Source organism: Ruegeria sp. SCP10, from assembly GCF_040329495.1.
Classification (GTDB): Bacteria; Pseudomonadota; Alphaproteobacteria; order Rhodobacterales; family Rhodobacteraceae; genus Ruegeria.
On record NZ_JBDZYF010000094.1, the window covers coordinates 1 to 263 of the forward strand.

A 263-nucleotide genomic window follows, 5' to 3' on the forward strand; every position below is an offset into this window, starting at 1 on the left:
TGGGTCTACCACCAGTTTGCGCTCAGTGCTGCCGATGTTGAAGATCTGCTCGCGGAACGCGGTGTGATGGTAAGTCGGGAAACGATCCGACAATGGGTCAACCGCTTTGGTCGCCATTTCGCAAATTGCCTCAGGCGAGACCGGCCAGCCGCAGCCGACAAAGGGCATTTGGACGAAGTTGTCATTCCGCTCAACGGTCGGAAATGCTGGCTCTGGCGGGTGGTGGATGCGAACGGAGATACGCTTGATATCCTCGTCCAGCC

At 57.8% G+C, this 263-nt stretch carries 1 protein-coding gene; it reads left to right on the forward strand.

The features are described 5' to 3' along the window. A partial coding sequence (locus ABLN87_RS22425; protein ID WP_353014332.1) for a DDE-type integrase/transposase/recombinase occupies positions 1-263 on the forward strand: 263 nt, incomplete at both ends.